Annotated in this window: 19 protein-coding genes; 12 read left to right on the forward strand and 7 right to left on the reverse strand. The window is 51.4% G+C overall.

Annotated elements, in window-relative coordinates; translation table 11 throughout:
- Positions 1-48: 48 nt before the first annotated feature.
- Together BMX45_RS00730 and BMX45_RS00735 are read left to right on the forward strand one after the other, a co-directional pair.
- A complete protein-coding gene (locus tag BMX45_RS00730; RefSeq protein WP_090908077.1) occupies positions 49-666 on the forward strand; it encodes an NUDIX hydrolase in 618 nt (205 codons plus the stop codon).
- Between the two features lie 29 nt (positions 667-695).
- Positions 696-2,777 (forward strand): peptidoglycan D,D-transpeptidase FtsI family protein, encoded by a 2,082-nt coding sequence (locus BMX45_RS00735; protein WP_090908079.1) that lies wholly within the window; start codon positions 696-698, stop codon positions 2,775-2,777.
- 208 nt (positions 2,778-2,985) lie between these two features.
- On the opposite strand, the gene BMX45_RS00740 is transcribed toward BMX45_RS00735, so the two are convergent.
- The 6 genes from BMX45_RS00740 to BMX45_RS00765 form a co-directional block, all read right to left on the reverse strand.
- Entirely contained in the window at positions 2,986-4,017 is a 1,032-nt protein-coding gene (locus BMX45_RS00740; protein ID WP_015736451.1) for a glycoside hydrolase family 88/105 protein, read from the reverse strand.
- 44 nt (positions 4,018-4,061) lie between these two features.
- Positions 4,062-4,895, reverse strand: coding sequence for a carbohydrate ABC transporter permease (locus tag BMX45_RS00745; RefSeq protein WP_009589991.1), 834 nt, complete (start codon positions 4,893-4,895; stop codon positions 4,062-4,064).
- A gap of 5 nt (positions 4,896-4,900) precedes the next feature.
- Entirely contained in the window at positions 4,901-5,800 is a 900-nt protein-coding gene (locus BMX45_RS00750; protein WP_009589786.1) for a carbohydrate ABC transporter permease, read from the reverse strand.
- 118 nt (positions 5,801-5,918) lie between these two features.
- Positions 5,919-7,259 carry an ABC transporter substrate-binding protein gene (locus BMX45_RS00755; RefSeq protein WP_090908081.1) on the reverse strand — a complete coding sequence of 447 codons (1,341 nt, stop codon included), beginning with the start codon at positions 7,257-7,259 and terminating at the stop codon, positions 5,919-5,921.
- A gap of 144 nt (positions 7,260-7,403) precedes the next feature.
- Positions 7,404-8,951, reverse strand: a complete 1,548-nt coding sequence (locus BMX45_RS00760; protein ID WP_090908084.1) for a response regulator transcription factor — start codon at positions 8,949-8,951, stop codon at positions 7,404-7,406.
- Between the two features lie 14 nt (positions 8,952-8,965).
- Positions 8,966-10,699, reverse strand: a complete 1,734-nt coding sequence (locus BMX45_RS00765; protein WP_090908086.1) for a cache domain-containing sensor histidine kinase — start codon at positions 10,697-10,699, stop codon at positions 8,966-8,968.
- A gap of 236 nt (positions 10,700-10,935) precedes the next feature.
- Between BMX45_RS00765 and BMX45_RS32180 the strand changes: the two genes are divergently transcribed.
- The 4 genes from BMX45_RS32180 to BMX45_RS00780 all read left to right on the forward strand — a co-directional run bounded on the left by BMX45_RS32180 (position 10,936) and on the right by BMX45_RS00780 (position 12,928).
- Positions 10,936-11,250, forward strand: coding sequence for a hypothetical protein (locus BMX45_RS32180; protein ID WP_368087154.1), 315 nt, complete (start codon positions 10,936-10,938; stop codon positions 11,248-11,250).
- Between the two features lie 45 nt (positions 11,251-11,295).
- The gene (locus tag BMX45_RS00770; RefSeq protein ID WP_368087155.1) at positions 11,296-12,039 is read left to right on the forward strand and encodes a rhamnogalacturonan acetylesterase; all 744 of its coding nucleotides are present in this window, start codon (positions 11,296-11,298) and stop codon (positions 12,037-12,039) included.
- Positions 12,040-12,131: 92 nt separating this feature from the next.
- Entirely contained in the window at positions 12,132-12,506 is a 375-nt protein-coding gene (locus tag BMX45_RS00775) for a sensory rhodopsin transducer (RefSeq protein ID WP_090908087.1), read from the forward strand.
- Between the two features lie 14 nt (positions 12,507-12,520).
- Positions 12,521-12,928 carry a GNAT family N-acetyltransferase gene (locus BMX45_RS00780; protein ID WP_090908088.1) on the forward strand — a complete coding sequence of 136 codons (408 nt, stop codon included), beginning with the start codon at positions 12,521-12,523 and terminating at the stop codon, positions 12,926-12,928.
- A 52-nt stretch (positions 12,929-12,980) separates the two neighbouring features.
- On the opposite strand, the gene BMX45_RS00785 is transcribed toward BMX45_RS00780, so the two are convergent.
- Complete coding sequence (locus tag BMX45_RS00785; protein WP_090908089.1) at positions 12,981-13,382, reverse strand: hypothetical protein; 402 nt, start codon at positions 13,380-13,382, stop codon at positions 12,981-12,983.
- Positions 13,383-13,640: 258 nt separating this feature from the next.
- Between BMX45_RS00785 and BMX45_RS00790 the strand changes: the two genes are divergently transcribed.
- The 6 genes from BMX45_RS00790 (at position 13,641) to BMX45_RS00820 (ending at position 20,072) form a co-directional block, all read left to right on the forward strand.
- Positions 13,641-14,177, forward strand: a complete 537-nt coding sequence (locus BMX45_RS00790) for a DinB family protein (protein ID WP_090908090.1) — start codon at positions 13,641-13,643, stop codon at positions 14,175-14,177.
- A gap of 207 nt (positions 14,178-14,384) precedes the next feature.
- Entirely contained in the window at positions 14,385-15,461 is a 1,077-nt protein-coding gene (locus tag BMX45_RS00795) for a Gfo/Idh/MocA family protein (RefSeq protein WP_090908091.1), read from the forward strand.
- 43 nt (positions 15,462-15,504) lie between these two features.
- The gene (locus tag BMX45_RS00800; RefSeq protein WP_090908092.1) at positions 15,505-16,416 is read left to right on the forward strand and encodes a sugar phosphate isomerase/epimerase family protein; all 912 of its coding nucleotides are present in this window, start codon (positions 15,505-15,507) and stop codon (positions 16,414-16,416) included.
- A gap of 96 nt (positions 16,417-16,512) precedes the next feature.
- Complete coding sequence (locus BMX45_RS00805) at positions 16,513-17,304, forward strand: lipid II flippase Amj family protein (RefSeq protein ID WP_090908093.1); 792 nt, start codon at positions 16,513-16,515, stop codon at positions 17,302-17,304.
- A 628-nt stretch (positions 17,305-17,932) separates the two neighbouring features.
- Positions 17,933-18,631 carry a FadR/GntR family transcriptional regulator gene (locus tag BMX45_RS00815; RefSeq protein ID WP_009589963.1) on the forward strand — a complete coding sequence of 233 codons (699 nt, stop codon included), beginning with the start codon at positions 17,933-17,935 and terminating at the stop codon, positions 18,629-18,631.
- A 91-nt stretch (positions 18,632-18,722) separates the two neighbouring features.
- Positions 18,723-20,072: an acyclic terpene utilization AtuA family protein gene (locus BMX45_RS00820; protein WP_254777912.1), complete on the forward strand. Its 1,350-nt coding sequence runs from the start codon at positions 18,723-18,725 to the stop codon at positions 20,070-20,072.
- Positions 20,073-20,076 lie beyond the last annotated feature (4 nt).

The raw sequence follows: 20,076 nt of genomic DNA on the forward strand, positions 1-20,076 counted from the left end.
GATAACAAGCGTTATATATTATGAGATTCTTTGAAGAGGATGAAACCTATGACAATAAAATGGTTAGCGTGGGCCAAGGAGATGCAGGCCATCAGCCAGGCCGGACTGGAGTATACGAGGGACGTTTACGACAAAGAACGGTTTGAGCAGCTGAGGGAGCTCAGCATCCAGATCATGCAGGAGTATACCGAAGCAGGCGAAGAGAAGATCCGTACGCTGTTTGCGAGTGAAACCGGATACCAGACGCCGAAGGTGGATGTCCGCGGCGTTATTTTTCAAGACGGAAAGCTGCTGCTGGTGAAGGAAAAGGCCGACGGGGCCTGGGCGCTGCCGGGAGGATGGGCGGACATCGGCTTATCCCCTGCGGAGGTCGTGGTGAAGGAAGTGAAGGAAGAGGCCGGCTACGACGTCCGTGCAGGGAGGCTGCTGGCCGTATTGGACAAGAAATTTCATAACCATCCGCCATCGGCCTTCCACGTGTACAAAATGTTCATTATGTGCGACATTATGGGCGGAGCTGCAGGTGTGGGGACCGAAACATCCGCGGTCGGTTTTTTCCCTCAGAACGAACTGCCGCCGTTGTCCGAAGAACGGAATACCAGGGAGCAGCTGAAGAGAATATTCGAATTCGAGAACAACCCGCATTTGCCGACTTGGCTGGATTAAACCACATAACATAAAGGAGCGTAGACAATGTGATAGGCTTTAAACCTTATAAAGACGTACCGGATGAATCAGAAACCAGGCGTAAATTCCATGGACGGATCAATATTTTCTTTTTCAGCGCATTTTTAATCTTTTGCGTCATTATCGTTCGCCTTGCCATATTACAGTTCGTAGAGGGACCGGAGCTGGCAAGCCAGGAAACCGGGGGGGAGCAGAAGCATTTCCCGCTGCAGCCGATCCGGGGGTCCATCATCGATGCGTCCGGCACCAAGCTTGCATACTCTACGGCTTCAAATTCTTTATATATCACGCTCATGAAGGATTACAGCAAAAAGACGGACAAAGGAAAAGAAAACCGGCCGGAAGCGGAGGAGATGGCGAAGCGGCTTGTCCAGGCGTTTAACAAATATGGGGATCCGAACTTGGAACCGATCACCGTCAAAAAAGTGATGGACGACTTGGATTTGGAATATAACAAGCAGCATGGTTATGAGCCCAGACGCATCAAATCCGATTTGACGAAGGAAGAGATCGCTTATTTCATGGAGAACCGAGCCAAGTTTCCCGGCATCCAGATCGTGGAGGAGAATGTAAGGCACTATGATCCGGATACGGTGGCCGTTCAGACGATCGGTTTTCTAAAGAAGTTCAGAGGCTCCAAAGACCTTAAGGATTATGAGGCCATTGATCAGAGCAACAAGGATCAGAAGAATCCCGGCTTGATCTACACGGAAGAAGAGTGGATTGGCTATGACGGATTGGAGCGGATGTTTCAGGAAGAACTCCGCGGCAAGAGCGGGTATCTTAGCATTCCGATCAATCCACAGAATATGGTGGACGGCGTACCGACGATGGTCGCTCCTGAAAAAGGCCATGATATTCACACCACGATTCATAAAGACATTCAGCTTGCCACGGAGCAGGCCATCATGGATCAGCTCCAATATCTTCATACTCATCCGGTATCGGGCAAGCTTCATAAGGATGCCGTAACCGGATACGCTGTAGCCATGGAGGTGGATACCGGTCATGTGGTCGCGATGGCCAGCATGCCGGATTACGACCCGAATGTATGGGAAAGCGGAGGCAAAATTACGCAGGATGTCGTGGACGCGTCGGGAAACGGCACGATAACGATTTACGGATCGGGCAGATCGGGAAACGGCTTTGAATCCATGATTTTTCTCGGTTCCGTCATTAAACCGCTGACGGTGCTGATCGGGCTTAATGAGGGGTTATTTGGCATTAATGACACTTATCCTGATCAAGGGTACGCCACCATAGGTCGGGAAGGAAGCGAAACGAGAATTTCCAACTCGAGCGGTCATCGAAACGGACCCATCAAACCGCAGTTAGCGATTCAGCAATCCTCGAATGCTTTTATGATTGATATGATCGGCAAAAGGCTAGTCAGCAAGTATGGCGGGGAGAAGGGCGTTACGGTCTGGGATGAATATATGGAGAAGTTTGGTCTTGGCGTCGTAACAGGGAGCGGTTTGCCCAACGAGCATAAAGGACTGAAAAATTATACCGATACCAAAGCAGCGGGAAGTAATCTGGCGGCGTTAGCCTACGCTTCCTTCGGTCAGCAGGGTAAATACACCCCTCTACAGCTTGCTCAATACACCGTCATGCTGGCGAATGAAGGCAAGCGGGTCAAGCCGCAGCTGGTCAGCAAAATCACGGACCAGGATGGCAACGTGGTCAAGGAATTCGGGCGCGAGGTCCTGAACGAGGTCGAATTTCCTAAAACATACTGGCAGACCATTAAGCGGGGGATGAATACGCAGGGGCTGGCCGCATTCGATGATTTTAAATATGACTTTGCCCGCAAAACGGGAACCTCCGAGCAGGAGGCTAAGGTAAATGGAAGGTGGCAAAAGATTGATAACGGCGTCTTCATCGCCTTTGCTCCGCGCGACAACCCGAAGCTGGCGGTGGCCGTCGTTGTGCCGGAAGGCGGCTTCGGCTCGCAAAGCGCCGCGCCGATTGCGAGGAAGATATTCGACGCATATGACGAAATTTACGGACTTGACGGAACGCCGCATCCGAAGAAAACCGAAGATCAAGCTAAGGATAACGGTGAAGACGAGACAGGGGACAATGAATAAACAGCGTAGACGCGGAATCGTGAAGATTAGCGATGGGAGACGGGGAGACTAAACCAATGATATGGGATGAAAGTATATCGGGTGCAGTCGGTTCATGTTCATCATTATTAATCAATACCATTCGCTTGTGGAAACGCATATAACGATAAGGCAGGCTATAGAGGCGAACTTGATCCTCTCCATCCTGCCTTTTTTGTATCTTATTTAATCAATAAGGATTGCTCCTGATCTTCAACACTTCCGCGAGAAAGGTCAAGGCCAGACCTTGGCCCCAGCCCTGGATTCGCTTATCGGGCACGCCTCTGTAACCTGCGGCGTCCTTCATGACGGCCGTTCCCGCGGAGACGCCCGTTACGGTACCATCCTCGGTGATTTTGGCCAAGATGCCGTCAATCGATTTCTGCGTGTATTTATTATAGATGCGTCCTTTGGTCAGCAGGGCGGCGGCGATGCCGGCTGAGCCGGACGTTTCCAGCGGAGATTGCGGATCGGTCGTAATCGTATGCCACAGGCCGGATTCATGCTGCAGCCGGACCAGCGCGCTGAGCTGGTCACGCAGCGAGCCTTCAATGATCATGAAGGACGGATGCGTGACCGGCACAAGCTCCAGGGCACGAGCCATCGTGATGGCGGCCCATGCATTGCCCCGGCACCAGAAGACGCCTGACATATGGTTGCCGGCGATGTTGTCCCAGCCGTGGTAATACAGATTCGTGACGGGATCCTGCAGGCAATCCTCATGGCCGTGATACTGCTTCAAGCCATCCTCGAAGTAATCCTCCCGGTCCAGCATCACGCCGATCCGAAGCAGGAAGTAGCCTGCCATGAACATCGTATCGACCCATGCCTGCTCCGGAAAGTTATACGTTTCGGAGTTCACCGTATGCTGAAAGATGCCGTTCCCGAAACGCAGTGCATCATGCGTGAGATACTCGGCCATTTCCTTCGCCGTTTCGATATACCGCTCATCCTCATAAACCTCGTACAAGGTAAGGAGGGAGTGGCCGATGGAGACGCCGTTGACGGACAGCTTTGGCAGCCCCTCTTCCATATTTTCGTCGACCCAGGCTTTCAGCTGTTCCAGATATTCCTTTTTGCCGGTGGCCTTGTAGGCTTCACATACTCCGTAAAAGGCGACCCCGCCCGGCCAATCCCAGCTGAAATCCATGCGAAAGGTCCGGTCAACCACGCGGTCGATGACATTCTCAATTTGTTGATCATCAAATACAAGTGCTGGCATGATGAGAAACTCCCTTCATCTTCAATTGAATCTATGGGTATGGATTACCCTTTCAATCCCGTCGTGCTGATCCCTTCCACGATGTATTTCTGGAAGATAAAGAAGACGATGACGACCGGCAGCAGCGATAAGGTAGCCATGGCAAACATGCCGCCCCAGTTATTAAGCGACTCCCCGTCCAGGAATAGCTTCAAGGCAAGTGACACCGGATATTTCTCCGGATTGTTCAAATAAATGAGCGGATTGATGAAATCGTCCCATCTCCAGTAGAAGGAGAAGATCGAACATGTAATGAGAGCGGGCACGATCAGCGGGACAACGACCCGGAAGAAAATCCCGTACTTGCTGCATCCGTCAATCTTGGCGGCTTCGTCCAGTTCCTTCGGAATCGTGCGGATGAACTGCATGATCAGGAAGATGAAGAACGGTATGCCGAAGAATTGGGGAACGATTAACGGCTTGAAGGAAGACAGCCAGCCGAATTTGGCGAACATGACATATTGCGGAACAATCACGACATCATGAGGCAGCATCATCGTAATCATCATGCAGGCGAACCAGAACTGCTGTCCGAAGAACTTGGTCCGAGCCAATCCGAAAGCGACAAGCGCCGAGGAGGCGACGGCCCCGATGGTGGAGATGATGACAATGATGAACGAGTTCTTGAAGAAGGTGCCGAAGGTGGTCCCGGCGAATCCCTTCCAGCCCGTGGCATAATTCGAGAACTCCAGCCGGCTCGGAATCAGGCTGTAAGCCGTGGTGAATATTTCATGATTGGGTTTAAGCGAGCTGGCGACCAGCCACAGAATCGGATAGGTCATGCCGAGGGCGAACAATCCGACCAGGGTATGGTAGAGAACGCGTCTGGATTTGGTCATAACCGTCAATCTCCTTTCGACTCGTAATGAACCCAGCGGGTGGATGATCTGAAGATGAGCAAGGTCAGGACACCGACAATAATGAGCATGATCCAGGCAAGCGCCGACGCGTAACCCATTTCAAAATGCGAGAACGCCTTGCGGTATAAATAGAGCGAATAGAGCAGCGTTTGATCCAGCGGGCCGCCTTCGCCGCGGGAAATAATGTAGGCGGGGGTGAAGGTCAGGAACGCCGAGATCGTCTGGAGCGTCAGATTGAACAGAATGATCGGGCTGAGCATAGGCAGCGTAATTTTGAAAAAGCGATGAACCGCATTGGCACCGTCCACGCTGGCGGCTTCGTAGTAATCCTTCGGTATATTTTTCAAGCCGGCCAGAAAAATGATCATCGAGGAGCCGAACTGCCAGATGGACAATGCGATGAGCGTCCACAGCGCCGTGCTGGGATTCCCGATCCATGAGGTCGTGGAATGGATCCCGAAGAGGGACAGGGCAGAGTTCACGAGCCCCTTGTCGCCGAAGATCTGCTGCCACATGATGGCCACGGCCACGCTTCCCCCGATGAGGGAAGGCAGGTAAAAGGCGGAGCGGTACAACCCAACGGCTTTGGTTGCGGTATTCAGAATCATGGCAACGAAAAGGGCGAATATGAGGCGCAGGGGAACGCTGGCGAATACATAGGTGAATGTGACCTGAAAGGACTTGCCGATCTTGTCGTCCTCCAGAAACAACCGCTCATAATTCCCGAGGCCCAGCCATCTCGGCGCTTCCATCAGATTGTAATTGGTGAACGAATAATACAGGGACGAAAGGATTGGATATAAGGTAAAGATGAGAAAACCAAGAACGAACGGCGCTGAAAACACGTAACCGGTGATGTGCTCGTTCTCACGGAGCCTCTTCATAGATTTCAACCCCTACGATTCAGATTTGGTTGCGCCCCGTGCAGGGGTCACTGATGTAAAAAGGCATCTCTTGCACGGGAAAGACGTGCGGGAGATGCCTTGTCTAGCCGTATCCTGGTTATTGCTGAGACCTGGCCAAGATGGCATTCGCTTCCTTGCGGAACTCGGCCGCGGCATCTTCGATCGAGATTTTCTTGAACAGGATGCGTTCGCTGAGATCTCGCAGCAGCTTCTCGATCTCTACCGCACCGATCGGGTTAGGAGGATCTCCTGGCGTGCTGTTGGCCTCAGCCCAAGTGACATAGTCGAAAATTTTGGCTTCGTTCTCGGAGAGGAGCGGCTTCAGTGCTTCCTTTACCTTGGCGGATACAGGAACGCCGCGTTCACCCTTGATCAGCTTGTTGGCCTCGATGTCGTTGATGAAGAAGCTGATGAATTTGGCGGCTTCTTCCTTGTGCTTCGAGGTTTCGGTGACCGAGAAATACATCGAAGGTTTCAGGAAGAGACCGTCCTTCGTTCCGGGACCCGGCATCGGATTCAGCTCCAATGAACGGTCGGTAACCAGATTAGCCACGGCAAGGAACTGGTTGGACCAGCCGGTGCCCGAGATGGAATTGCCAAGGACGATTTCATCCTCCTCCGCTACGCCTTTCTTCTGGGCTTCCTTGTCGAGAGACAGGATATATCCGTTGTCGTACCATTTCTGGTAGCGGGTGAAGTAATCGATAAAGGGCTGGTCGTCGCTGTACCCAATCGTTTTGCCGTCAGCGCTGTACATTTTCTGGCCGATGGTTCTTAAATAGTACGGGAAGAAGACGTCATGCCGGTAAGCAAAACCTCCGATTTGAAGGCCTTTTTCTTTGGCTTGGGCCCCCATTTTGTCCATGTCGTCCCAGGTCCATTCCTTGGACGGAATATCGATGCCGTTCTTCTTCATCGTCCCGACGTCAAATGTGGTCTGGAGTGCGTTCACGCCGAGGTTCATGGCAACCAGCTTGCCGTTGACCTCACCGCCGCTCAGCGCATTCTCGCTGACGTCGGCGACATCCAGCTCGCCGCTCTCGGTGAACGGCTTCAAATCCGCCAGCTGATTCCGGCCTGCATATTGATTCAGGTAGGAGATGTCCATTTGGATAATGTCCGGAAGTCCGCCGGCCACCGCTTGGGGAGCAAGCTTCTTCCAATAGTCATCGAATGGGGCATATTCCGGTTCAATGGTGACATGCGGATTCTGGGACTCATACATTTCGATGACCTTCAAGGTATAATCATGCCGGGACTGACCGCCCCACCACGCAATGCGGAGCTTGACCGGATCCTTGCTATCGCTTGCAGCCGGCGGCGGCGTTTCCGTTCCGGTTCCGCCGTTTGCCGGCGGTTCTGCAGCTCCGCCGCCCGAACAGCCGATCAAGCTTCCGATCAGGGAAAACAGCAGGACCGCGTTTAACACTTTTTTCATTCCATTTCCTCCCCTTTGTTGATGGACCACGAATCATTGCTTTCAAATGTTAGTGCTTACATTCCCAATTATCTAGTTTTCGAGGAGAAAGAGTAAGGAAAAAAACCGTGCAGTTTGTTTAAAAAGCAGAGATGTACGTACAAGTTAATCGCTTTTTTTCATATATTCGGAGGGCGTGCAGCCGATCTGTTTCTTGAACACTTGGCTGAAATATTGAGGATTATCGCCAAAACCGAGCCGTTCCGCCATTTCAAAAATTTTGATATCGGGATCGCTGAGCATCATTTCGGTTGCGCGTTTCATCCGAAGCTTCATCACGTAATTGGAGAACTTCTCGCCGGTCTCCTTTTTGAACAGCTTGCCAAGATAATCGGCGTTCATATACAGCATGTCGTTTGCCACCAGGTTGAGGGTAAGCTCCGAGTTGCCCAGCTGGTTCTCGATAATCTCCACCACCTTGCGCACGATGGCATTGTATTGGACCTTGTTCCGTTCAAAGTTTCGCAGCGTGATTTCCCGAACCGTTTCTTCCAGTACGCCTTGAATCGCTTGGAGCGTGCTCATCTCGGCGATTTCCGGGATTCGCGCGTATCGTTCCTGCATCTGGTCCGGATCGGTCAGCCGGATGAGGGATACGTATTGCTGAATGATATAGGATTTGGTCATCTCGATGCTCAGCTGCGCCCGCTTCAGCTCCTGAACGAACTCGGTCACGGCAAGCTCCGCTTCGTTTCGATGGCCGGATCGGACGGGCATGCACAGCCGCTCCTCATCAAAGACGAAGCTTCCTGCCAAACCGCCGCCGTGCAGCGTATCCTCGGTGGTGATCATTCCGCTTTCGTCCAGGTAGAATCGGTAGTTCAGGCACTGCAGCGTATCCCGGTACAGCCTCCGCGCCTGGGTAACAGGCCCGGGATCGCTGATCGCGATCGTGACGTCCATTTTGTAATACTGTTTAAACGTGCAGCGGATATCCTGGAGTTGCTGATGGAGCCGGTGCTGATCGTTACGGTTCTCGATCAGCACCAGGACCTGCTGCCCGATCGTCGTACTCAGCAGCGTCGTGTCCAGCAGATCCTCGGCGATGTTCTTCACGGCGAATTGATGCTCGAATTCGACGGAGCCTTCCAGTTGGAATAGCAGAAGACGCACAGGCTGATCGAAATCGTATTCGAACAGGCTCCGGTACTCCTCCAGATCATGGCGCCCATAAGTCTTGTTGGTGACAAACTCCTTGAGCACCTGTTCTTTGACATGGGGCAGCACCTTCCGGAGCCGGTCCTTCATCTCCTGGACAAACGTTTCCTTGTTCCGGTCCTTGGTCAGCTCGTCGATGACCTCTTTCAGCGCTCCACCGATCTTGTCCTCGTCGGTCGGCTTCAGCAGGTAATGCTTCACGCCGTATTGCATGGCGCGGTTAGCATACTCGAATTCGCCGAAGCCGGACAGCAGCACGAATTTGATATGAGGATGGGAGGCGTGGGTCTTGGCTACGAGTTCCAGACCATCGAGCCCGGGCATGCGAATGTCGCAAACGACGATATCCGGGCTCTCCCTGACGATTTTTTCATATGCTTGAATTCCGTTCTGGGCGGTACCCGCCAGCTCGGTTCGGTATGCCGACCAGTCCACCATCCGAGATATGCCGTCCAGAATAATCCGTTCATCGTCCACGAGCAGTACTTTGTACATTCGAATTCCCTCCGTTATTTGGGTAAAGACAGAATCACGCGGGTTCCAAGACCCGGTCCGCTGTCGATGGATAAACCGTAATGGTCGCCAAAAGCCAGCTTGATCCGTTCTTCGATGTTTAACAGTCCGATTCCGTTGCCGCTGGTAGCCAAATCGCCGTTCCGCAGCCGCGTCAGGATATCCGGCGCCATGCCGGGACCGTCATCCTCGACGATGACGCAGAATGCGGAAGGCGTCTCCTTGCAGGACAACGTAATTCGACAAGGGTCAACGGACGGCTCAAGCGCGTAATGAATTGCATTTTCGAGCAGGGGCTGAAGGGACAGCTTGGGTATTTTGCGGTGCAGATCCTGCTCTTGTACATCCAGCGTAAATTGTAGGCGGTCTTCGAACCGGAATTTTTGTATGATGACGTAGTTTCGGACGATCTCCAATTCTTCCCCCAATGTCAGAATGGGCTCCTTCAGACTGACGGAGTTTCGGAGAAGGAAGGCTAAAGCCTGCACCATGTCGGAGATTTGGGACTGCTTGTTCATCTTCGCCAGCCAGTTCACGGATTCCAGCGTGTTATACAGAAAGTGGGGGTTGATTTGCGCTTGCAGCGCTTTAAACTCGGTCTCTTTGATCAACAGCCGGTTTGAATAGTTCTCGGTAATGAGGGCGTTGATTCGCTCGATCATAAGACGGAATGTGCGATGCAGCAGTCCCAGCTCGTTCATGGCGACGGGGGCTGCGTCTTGAGGCAGCACGTTGGCTTCCGCGAAGTTTCCTTTTTCCGCGAGTTTCATTCGGGTGATGAGACTTTCGATAGGACGTGTCAGCCCCCGGCTGAACCTGATGCCGAGCAGAATCGCAACCGCAAAAATAACGGTAAACACGATGATGACAAGCTCTTTAATGAATATGATTTGCTTGAAGGTTTGGTTAAAGGGCGTGACATTCATATATGTCCAGCCCGTGTTGCCCGATCGGTTATGCGCAATGAAGTAGGTGTGGCCATCGATTTCCCGGGTAAGGTACCCGTTTCCGGATGACAGGGAGGATTGAATGACCGCCGGATCGAAGTGCGGCGTAGCGGGATAAATCACATCCGCACCCGAGGTCACGAGCAGGTCGCCTTCCCCGCCGGCGGATTTCCGGACGATTTTGTCCATATTGATGCGAATGATGATGGTACCCAAGTAGTTAAGATCGAATAATGTGCCGGAATAGGATCTTATTTCCCGGGAAAGTAGCAGAGCCGGATCACTTTCGTCAGGGTAAATCCAGCGTTCTTCTCCTTCGGCGTCACCGGCAAGCTGAAGAATCCGTTCCTTCTTGGCAGGATCAATCGGGACGACGCTGCCGACGTCCTGTTGATGGTCATATGAATCGATCAGGTGAATGGAGTAAAGCATAGGCTCGGAGCCGACATAATTCAGGAGGCGGTCTACCAAATGCTGGCGGAGGATGAGCCTGTCATAATCGGATTCGCTCCCGGCGATGGAACGCAATATATTCTGGATCTGGGTATCCGTAATGATATTAAAGGATAACTGTTCGACCCGCCCGAGCTCTGACTCAATCGCGGAGGAAGACAGGTGAAGGACCTGGGATGATTTGAGGTACAACTGCTCGTCGTAGATGGAGAAGGCATACTGCTGGACGATAACGGCGAACGCAAATGCCATGGCAACGATTAGGCTGATAAGAAGGGAAAGCTTGTTTTTGATTTTCATATTTTTATAGATCGTCATCCATTTTTGCACGGCAACGTCTCCTTAAACGGGTCCTAAAATGTTGTGTACACATTATGTACCGGGTTGTAAACGCTGTCAATACGTGCGAGGTTATTCAAACACCCTGGATAATCGGTGCGGCTCTTCTTTATTTAGTCGGCTATTTGAACATGGAGGACGGTTATTTGAATGTATGTTCGGCGGTTGCTGCTCCATAATGGACCTAGATGAAATTTGACCGGGAGAGGTGAAGTTCGTTGCAAAACATGTATACATTCGATTTCGGTACGGAAGCGCCGAGCCATGAACATATCAAAATAACCGCCGAGACCTTATATACTTCCGAGCTTGGCTACGGATTCCATTCCCTATCCAACGTCTCCGCCGTGAATCGGGCGGGGGAAAAGGCATTAACGGGTGATTTTATCATACCGCTGAATGCTGCTTATCAGGTCGATGTGGCGGATGGCCTGTACACTTTGCATTTGTTGATGGGCGATGCCTGGTTTGATGCGGAAACCTCCATTCGGGGGACGGAAGGGCAGATGCGCCCAGAAAAGTACAATACGATTTTCCCTTGAACCGCTGGCACCGTCATACTGTAACGTTCAAAGTGGCCTGCCGGGATGAGTTTCCCATCCAGCAGCATCTGGGCTCCCCGAATTAACGCATTGGAAGTGCTGCCTGCACCGCATGCGTGCCAGGTGTTTCTGGCTGGGGATTCGACGGTAACAAACCAGCCTGCGGACGGCTATCCCTATGCCGGGTGGGGGCAAATGCTGCCCGCATTCATAAAAGCGGATGCGGCCGTGAGCAATTATGCACGCTCCGGCCGAAGCTCCAAGAGCTTTATTGCAGAGGGAATCCTGGAGCAAATCCGAGAGAAGATGAAACCCCATGATTATATGCTGATTCAGTTTGGCCATAACGATCAGAAGCGCGACGAGGGGAGGTGTACGGAACCTAACTCGACATACAGGGAGTTTTTAAGACAGTGCGTGGACATGTGCCGGGAGAAACAGGCAACCCCGATTCTGGTTACCCCTGTTCACCGCCGTTCCTTTGATAGTAAGGGAAGGCTGAAGGACACGCATGGCGATTATATTACGGCCGTTCGGGAGCTGGCCGCGGAGGATCAGGTGCCCTTGGTCGATATGGCGGCGCTGAGTCTGGAGTATTTTAACCGGCTGGGTCCGGAAGGGACCAAATCCGTGTTTATGTGGGGAAGGCCGGGAGAATTTATTCGGTTCCCGCAGGGGGTTATGGACAATACCCATTTTCAACAGCGCGGAGCGGCCCAATTGGCCGATATGGTGGTTGGGGCTTTGAAGAGTCTTGGACTCCAGCCGTTGTCCCTGTTTCTGCGGTAACATGCCGGGTCCGAACCTGAAAAAGGAACTTTGACGCCAATAGCGAATGTATTCTACATTACCCTAAATCATACGGGCGAGGAGCGAAACGCATGTCAAAAGGTGAAAAACTATGGATTATTCCCGACGGGTATATCCCTCCCGAAAGCAGCGGAGAACTAACCAGTCATGAATCCGTCTGTGTTTTGAACTTATCTGAGCAGGACGTAGTGGTTACGATTCATGCTTACTTCGAGGATCGTGACCCATTGCTAGGAATGGAAACCATCGTGCCGGCAAGAAGAACCAAGCACATACAGACCAGCTCGCTTCAAACGGACGAAGGGAACGTCATTCCTTCGGGTATTCCCTATGCCATGGAAGTTACAAGCAGCGCACCTGTGTTTGTTCAATACAGCCGGCTTGATTCCACTCAGGCCGAGAACGCTTTGATGAGCGTGATGGCGTACCCGGTAACCGGATCCTAAAGGATGGTGATTGTATGACACAAACTGTGATCTATACCTCAGAGCCCCCAGAGGATTTTCAGCAACTGGAGGCTTTGTACGCTTCGCTTGGTTGGAACTCTATTCATCTATCCGTTACCGAATTGAACATGATGTGCTTGAATAGCTGGTATGCCGTGTATGCGTTTGAAGGACAGAAATTAGTGGGCATGGGACGCGTGATTTCCGACGGGGTGATCACCGGCGTTATATGCGGATTAGGCGTACATCCGGATTATCAGTCCAGAGGGATAGGCCGACAGATCCTCCATCGATTGGTTGAACATTGCGAGAAATCCCGGGTGTTCCCGCAACTGATGTGTGAGGAAGGACTGGAACCGTATTACGAGAAACTGGGCTTTCATCGATTCACCATCGGGATGAAGAAGAATATAGGGCGATAGACGAAAAAGGGACCGCGGGGCGGTCCTTTTTTGCATGTTGGTTATACGGGATTTAAAATTTGGCATCTTTGATCATTTCGTAGACAGTCAGGGAATCCTCACGAACTTCCAGTGCGATCACGGTATCGTCCTTTTGGAAAAAGTGAACATGGCCCATTTGTTTTTCTTCCAATTGGGTCCAACCTTCGGCTTGTATCTCTTGGAAGTAGCGCTTAGGCGTGGCCAAGCCCTGTTCGCCGCCGATGCCCTTCACCTCGTATTTAGCGCCGTTATCAATATTAGGGTTCTCAGGTTCCGGAATGGTCTGCATTAGCGCTGCACTTTCCGGGATTGGAAAGTCGTCATCCACGGACGAAGGCTTGTATCCGTCGACGGGCTCCTCGTATCTTGGCGTGCATCCGAGCGCAAGCAGGAACAGAGGCAGCACAATAATGGCGGTTAAGTATTTTTTCATATGCATCGCTCCTTATATGTAAGGAACGCCGCAAAGCTGGAAAAGGTTGCATATCTTTTTACAAAACTGACGAATGATTCTTCGAATCACTATGCCAAGTGCGCGGATCATCGAATAAATCTTACTAGGCCCGTTGCTGCTGGATACGCGGGAGGGAAATAATGTTAAAATAGGTTAGGCGAATATAGGCTGCGTTGTGATTTCCGTGCCGGCCCCGGTAAAGAAAGTACATAGAACCAAGAAACGAGGCTGATGGATATGTTTCAGAATGACCCGCATTTGCTTATCACGGACCTTCCCGGTTATTCACCGGATATTAGCCGCTTGCTGTCGATGATGAATTATGCCAGGTTCACGACGCTGCAAGAGGTCAAGGATTTAACCATGGAGCAGCTCGATTTCGTCGCAGAAGAAGGGGGGAATTCGATCGGCGCATTGCTGCTGCATGTTGCGGCCGTAGAGTATGCGTACCAGGTCAGCACGTTCGAAGAGCGCGAATTAAGCCAGGATGAGCTGCGGATATGGGGGCCCGCCCTCAATCTGGGCGATGAAGGCAGAGCCGCGATACGAGGCCATGACCTCGACTATTATATCGAGCGGTTAAACGAAATCCGAAACCGGACCTTCGACTTGTTCCGGTCGGTTACGGATGAATGGCTTTATATCGAGCTGCCATTCTGGTATAACCAGCACGCAAATCACTATTTTATGTGGTTCCACGTCTTTGAGGACGAGATCAGCCATCGCGGGCAAATTCGTCTTATTCGAAAGAAGATGCCTCATGTTTTGAGTTAGGAGTTCTCCAAACAGCTGCTATTTGTACGTCATGCGCAATCACACGGCGGCACGATAGCGGCATCTCGCCGATACTTGGAGGAGGATGTTAGGTGCCAGTTTTGGGTGAAACGGCTCCTATTCGATGATAATCTGATCAAAACTGGCGATTCTCTTGGATGATAGAGTAGTCAGGGATACCATGATTTTTTTATATGAGGTGATTGGATGATGAAGCCACTGTCCGTAGGAATCATCGGGACGGGATTTGGCAGAACGGTTCATGCTCCTATTTTTCAGATGCACCCCGGGTTTCATGTGAAATCCATTGCCAGCGTTCATCGACAACGCACGGAGGACCGCACGTGGAATGGAATTCCGTATTACAGAAATTGGCGTGACATGCTGGATCGAGAGCAGTTGGATCTGGTATCGATCGTATCTGCACCAGGCCACCATTATGAAATGGCGATGCTCGCCCTGCAGTCCGGCTACCACGTCCTGACGGAGAAACCTCTGGGCATGAATACGGAGCAAACATTGCAAATGCTGAGAGAGTCAGAACGGCTGGATCGACAAGCTTTCGTTAATTTTCAATGGAGAGGGGCTCCGATTAGGCAACGAATCAAACATATATTGAAGGGCAAAGAGTTGGGAGACATTCAGCATATCAAATATAACGGGAGTTTCTCTGGATACTCCGTTCTGACGGAGTCATATAGGGGGTGGGAAGCCCGAAGTGAGAATGGCGGAGGATTCCTGTTCGCGGTGGGTTCCCATATGGTTGATTCACTGATGTGGTGGATGGGCGAAGAGATAACGGAAGTGTACGGCGATATGAGAACTCAGATACCCTCATATCATGGGGATGCTGGTATTGAGATTAGGGATGCCGATGATGCGTTTACCTTCACGGGACGATTAAACGGAGGAACTTCGCTTGTTGTGGATGTGTTTTTTCCGGGAATTCACGGCAGGGGTTGGACGTTGGAGATTTACGGGACCAAGGGAACGCTGATTATGCGAAATGACCAAAACCTCGAATGCAGCTTTGGCGGCGCATTTGAATCGATCGATATCGAACCGTTTCAACCCCCGGCAAATCTGGAAGCTCCGGCAGTGCACTATTATAACGGCTTCTATCAGATGATAGATGGCATATACCATAGTTTAACTGGAAACACGACGAGAATAGATTTACCGACTTTTGCAGATGGGCATAAGACCCAGGCCGTTCTTGACGCGGTGCGGCTTTCGTCCGAGACGCGCAGTCGAATCAACATTGACTATGGATCAATGCCATGAATTCGGTATGGTGTATAGTAAAACTCGAAGGAGGTGGTACCTCATGACTCAGCGCCGTTTACAGATAGGCATGTGGGATCAGTTTACGGAAGATCGATGGGAACGGCTTGCCGACAAGCATATCAGCGGGATGGAAATATGCAGCTTTCCGAATCGGGAGGCGTTGGTTGAGGTCAGCGATTTTTGCCGTAACCGGCGGATCGCGTTCGGTGTTCATGCCCCGATTCTTCGTGAAGCGGGTTACCGGTTGCCACAAGTCAGTGCACCCGAACCCGAAATCTTTCGGGAAGCGCTTGAACAAATCTCGGCCGAGGTTCGGTTAGCCTCCGGCATGGGGGCAGATTATATACTGTTTCATTATCCGTTTTATCCGGTCTTTCAGGAGCCATACACGCCATACCCGAGACTTCCTAGCCCCGAGGAGCGTTACAGTTACAGCCAATTGGGCAAAGAAAGATTCAGGGAAATGTCGAAGCGGTTATTTGAGTTTCTCTGTGAACTCCAGCTTCGCTATGGGCAGCGCATTGTGCTAGAGCATGATTTCTTTGGAGATTACGGGGATGTGCTGATCGATAGCTTTCACGCTTATCCCGACATCGGGTTTGTGCTGGATACGGCCAGGCTTGATATTGCTCACAGGGCCTTTCAAGGTTTTGACCCATACCCATTTCTCGATCGGATGGCGTCCCGGATTTATTTGGTCCATTACAGTAACGTATGGTACGAGAAGGACAAGTTCACGCATCATCTGCCGGTGCTGCCGGAGCATGATCATGATGGGAACTATGGAGAAGCCTGCGCCTATTTGCAATACGTTGCCGCTCGTAATTCACGGTTCCATGTGACGTTTGAACATAACGAGAGCCTGATCACTCGGCAGCAATTGCAGCAGATCTATGTCCGGACGGCATTCATGCTTAAAGAGCAGGGAGGGCACGTACTAATTCGGCCGTAAACGCGATAGACATATAGGGAGAAACAGACTGCAGATTCAATCGGTGACACGATATGGTACGACTTAGCCTGCAACTCAGGTGGGGAGGAACCCTCTATGATACAGAGCTTGATCGTTGTGTTTGTCCTGACGATGATTATTCATACGGCGGAGACGTTGTCGTACTCTGCGAGATATGCCGGAGTGAAATTGAACAAAATTGCGGTGGCGTTATCCTTAACCGGAATCATTGTGCTGGTTTCCCGAACGTCCAACCTGGTTCAAGCTCCGCTGACGGGCAAATTCGTGGATTATGCAAAAGTGGATCCTTCGTTTGACGTGCTCACCTATTTCAGGGCGATATTGCTGGCCGCATCCATCGGAACGATTGTTGCGATCGCATGGTTTCCTACCTTCGTCAATCTGTTCAGCCGCATTATCAGTAAACTGGAGGTCGCCGGTTCCATTCCGAAGCTTGTATCAAGCGTGACCATCGGGCAGCTCAAGAATACGCGGCATTACATCAGGAAACCGAATTTGAAGTGGAGCCAGTTTCGCTATTTAGGCGTACCTAAACGGTTCATTTTGCTGAATATCGTGGTTACGGCTTTTTACACGGTGGGTGTCCTGGCATCCCTGTATGCCGCACATCTCGTTCCCCAGTACAGCACCATGGCCTCCCAAGCATCCGGACTGATCAACGGGATTGCAACGATTATCTTAACGATATTTATCGATCCCCAGCTTGGTTTGATTACGGACAAAGCCACCCGTAATGAAGAAGCAAGAGAACAGCTGGGCAAGGTGTATACGATGCTGATGGTTTCGCGGTTTTTCGGAACGATGCTGGCCCAGCTCGTGATCATTCCGGCGGCTTACGTCATCAGTGAGATTGTGAAATGGATATAAAGACGGTGGTATTAGAAAACAAGAATGAGAGGGGAGGGGATCATGATGACGCGTAAACGTCTGGCGATGGAATCCGTGCTGTTTGCCGCAGCGATATATAGGCTAATTTGCGTTAATGATGCTGCAAGGGATGGTGCTAACACAGAGACATGCGCAGGATTTGGATCTAACCCAGCAATATGTACGGATGGAAACCCTGCAGACCCAGGTAACGTTTGGAGTGATGGAGTTGAGCAGCGGGTGGCAAACAGCAGCAGCGATCGGAGGCTTCGTTCTATTGGGCGGCTTATATGGTTACATAAGATGGCAATGGACCAAACGGAGATCGCAGTCATAAATTTGAGGTCTTAAAGCACAAACCCTGTCATGGATTTTCGTCCACGGCGGGGTTATTTATTTCGTTCCACGGATCGCCGTCTCGAGGCGCTTAATCGCCGGATATACCGGATAATTGGGTGACCCAATTATCCGGTATTCACTGCCTTATAGGTCAAAACTACCGTAATTTTATCGATGAAAGCGCTATTTTTAAACTTGACAGCCTATTCAGATGCGTTTATGCTAAACGTGCGGTTAATTGGATCACCCAATTATCGTTTGCGCAAGTAGGGATAGAGAGGGTAGTCATATGACCATTAAGAAGATTAAATATCATCGGGTGTACGAGGATGTTATTGAACAGATCAAGAATCTGATTCTGGAAGGGAATCTGGCTCCGGGAGATGTCCTGCCGACAGAACGGGAGTTGGCCCAGTCCTTCGGCATTAGCCGCGGAACATTGCGGGAAGCTTTTCGTATTCTGGAGCGCGAAGGATTGATTGAAGCCAGGCCGGGCGGCGGACGTTTCCTGAGCAAGGCCCTGGACGTTGCCGAGGATCGCAGCCGTATTCTGGACAACATTGAACGCGCTACCATCATCGAGTTGTTAGAGGCGAGGGAATTGTTCGAGACGGGAATCGTGGAGCTGGCGGCGAAGCGGGCAACCGATGAGGATATTGCCGAGATTGAGGCTGCCTTCGCGACATGGGGACAGATCGATCAGAACGCGGAGGATCGCTCGAAGCCGGATCAGGCATTTCACCTGTCGATCGCCAAAGCCACGCATAACGTGGTTCTTGTCAATATGATTGAACTGCATATGGATTTGCTTCAGCGGACGCTGAGCAAAACAGCGCAGATTCCGGGGCGAAAGAGCGAGGTCTACGAAGAACATTTACTTATTATGCAAGCCATTAAGGAACGGGATCCGGTAAAAGCGAAGCTGGCTTTGCTGAACCATCTTAGCCGGGTTAAAGAAAACATACAGAAAAACCACATTCATGTTTAAGAGGGGGAAAATGCACCCCCTTTTAGCACAAATTGGATAATCCAATTATCCAATGGTCATGGGTGAATATGTGGGTAGAGAGGGACTGCAGATGAATACAGACATTCGAATTCTATCACCCTGCGGCATGCTGGGATATGGCTTTCCTGAACAATCCTTTATGAACGGACTGGCGTTTGAACTGCACGGCATCGTCGTGGATGCAGGATCTACGGATGGCGGACCGCATAAGCTGGGCGCCGGCGTATCGATCGTCAGCAAGCGCGCGGTTAAGAAAGACCTGGACATCATGATCACCCAGGGTTTGCCTCGGAAAATTCCGATTATCATCGGATCGGCCGGCGGCTCGGGAGCAAGGACCCATGTGAACTGGACGCTGGATATCATTGATGAGATTTTGGATGAGCGGGGTCTTCAGGCCAAGGTGTCCGTTATCTGGGCGGATTTTACGCAGGAGGAAATCCATCTGGCAAGCGAAGAAGGGAGAATCAAGGGACTGAGCCCGAACATTCCGCCACTGACCCGGGAGCGGATTGATTCCACGAACAGCATCGTTGCTCAGATGGGACACGAGCCTATTGTGGAAGCGCTTAAACAAGGCGGGGACATCATCGTATGCGGCCGGGCTTATGATCCGTCCCCATTTGCGGCGATCGGGATCTATCATGGCAAGGACCCGGGGCTATCCTATCATCTGGGAAAAATATTGGAATGCGGCGCACTGTGCGCCGAACCTGGCACAACCAAGGACAGCATTCTTGGCACGATAAGCGATGACTCGTTTACCGTTCAATCGCTTAACCCGAACCGGACGTGCAGCCCGACCAGCGTTGCCGCCCATACCTTCTATGAGAAGGAACATCCGTATATCCTGCATGGTCCCGGATTCACGCTTGATTTGGAGAACTGCCGATTCGAGGAAGTGGAGAAAGGCGTCGTTCGCGTGACGGGCAGCAGGTACCTTCCAGCCGAGAAATATTTCATCAAGCTGGAAGGCGCAAGACGCGTCGCGTATCGGACCTTTGTGGTTGCAGGGATCCGGGACCCGATCCTGATCGGGAAGCTGGAAGAGGTTGAAGAATATGTGCGCAACCAGGCGCGGGAATATTATCGGGAAATTCCGGAATCGGATTATCGGATTCAATTCTACAACTACGGCAAGAACGGCGTTCTCGGAAGCAAGGAGCCCGAGTCGTTCGACGGGCATGAGATCGGCGTCATGTTCGAAGTGGTGGCCAAGACGCAGGAGTTGGCAAACAGCATATGCGCGACGGTGCGTTCCACCTTCCTGCACTACGGCTACGAAGGCCGGAAATCAACGGCAGGCAATCTCGCATTTCCATTCGCGCCAAGCGACATCGAGTTCGGTCCTGTGTATGAATTCTCCGTCTACCACCTGATGGAAATGAAAAATAATGCTTTTCGTATAGAGCATCGATAAGGAG

Origin of the sequence: Paenibacillus sp. cl141a (genome assembly GCF_900109305.1) — a bacterium.
Classification (GTDB): domain Bacteria; phylum Bacillota; class Bacilli; order Paenibacillales; family Paenibacillaceae; genus Paenibacillus_AQ; species Paenibacillus_AQ lautus_A.